The organism is Flavobacterium tegetincola DSM 22377, assembly GCF_000425485.1.
Lineage (GTDB): Bacteria > Bacteroidota > Bacteroidia > Flavobacteriales > Flavobacteriaceae > Flavobacterium > Flavobacterium tegetincola.
In genome coordinates this window covers 1-1,483 of the sequence record NZ_AUDN01000048.1, presented here as the reverse complement: position 1 = coordinate 1,483, position 1,483 = coordinate 1, and the positions used below count along the sequence as shown (strand labels likewise).

The following is a 1,483-nucleotide window of genomic DNA, read 5'->3' as shown; positions in this document are numbered from 1 at the left end:
TGGTGGAGGTAGTTCTGGTGGAGGTAGTTCTGGTGGAGGTGGAAGTTCGTCGGGAGGCAATATTGGAACACCAACCACTGGCAATCCACATAGTGGAGGAGATACAGATAATCCTACTTACGCAAACCCAACCTTAACAGATGGTGATGGAAACCCAATTTTAACTACTCCTATTTTAACAATATATAGAAAAAATCATATAGAAGAATTAAATAAAATAACTACTCAAAATGAAATTGGAACAAACGGATTAAGAAACTACATAGACCAATTAGTTGAAGATATAGATGACTCTATTGAGCAGGGTATGGAGTTTAAACTTAATGCTAATGGTTCTTATTCTGCTTATCCAGCCCAATCTAGCGGATTTGATTTTACAGATTTTTACCCAGTGAGTGTAAATAACCCATTAATTAGAATACACAAACACCACAATGAGCTAAATCCTATTTTTAGTGCCGAAGACGTGTTAGGTATGGTTCAATTTTTTATCCAAAAAAAGAACTTAAATCCAAATTCTTCAGATAACAATAATATAACTTCGATAATGGTTTCAGAAGATGGTGTTCATGCTTTGAGAATAAGCAATCCTACTGAACTTATCGAATTTAATAGTTATTATTCTACTCCTGAAAATAAAAATGCATTCACAACAGCATATAAACGTAAAGTTATTATTAATTCTAAAAATCAATGTGGAGGTACTTGTTCTGATGAAGAATATAAAGATTTTTTATTTCAAAACTTTTTAGCTTTTTTTAAAGAAATGGTTTGGGGTATTGATTTTTATTATTCACCACATCCTGTAAACAATGATGAAAACTATGAATGGACAAAACAAAACTAAAACCTTATTTATTATGAAAACATTATTAAACATCTTTTTATTTTTTATTAGCACAGTAACACTTAATGCTCAAATTATTGAAAAACCTATTGAAACTTTTTATGAACCGAATCAGCCAAAGCACGTTTACTATAAAGATGTCAACAATCTTTTAAATAAATATATAGGAACTTGGAAATATACTAGTGGTGGACATCATTTTAAAATAACTTTCACTAAACACACTTATGTTAGAGAAACACCTGTAGCCAATACTAAAATAACTATTTATACAGACAAAATAATTGGTCATTATGAATATAAATTCAATGGTATAGAAATTTATAACGTAACTAATGATTATTTTGCAGATAGTGATAGTGGTTCGTTTAAATTTGATGGGTTTGGAATTTATTTTGATGAACCAAGTTCAAATCCATGTGGTCGAAGAATTATGGGTGATGTTAATTTGGTACATTTAAATGTAGGAGGAGTTGAAAAAATCACTTGGAATAGAACTAACATAGATTGGGGAGCAAACTGTAATCCAAGCGACCAAAGTCCTTTTAAAATTCCTTCAAATATGGTTCTAACAAAAATATAAAAAATACATCTCACAACCTCCGTTTGGCAATATGGCGGGTTTAGGCTTGATTT

General features: G+C 30.7%; 2 protein-coding genes. Both read left to right on the top strand.

Annotated features, from left to right (window positions below; translation table 11 throughout):
• A partial coding sequence (locus H602_RS20120) for a hypothetical protein (RefSeq protein WP_035759374.1) occupies positions 1-847 on the top strand: 847 nt, incomplete at its 5' end.
• Between the two features lie 13 nt (positions 848-860).
• Entirely contained in the window at positions 861-1,430 is a 570-nt protein-coding gene (locus H602_RS0109550; protein WP_157505018.1) for a DUF6705 family protein, read from the top strand.
• Positions 1,431-1,483 lie beyond the last annotated feature (53 nt).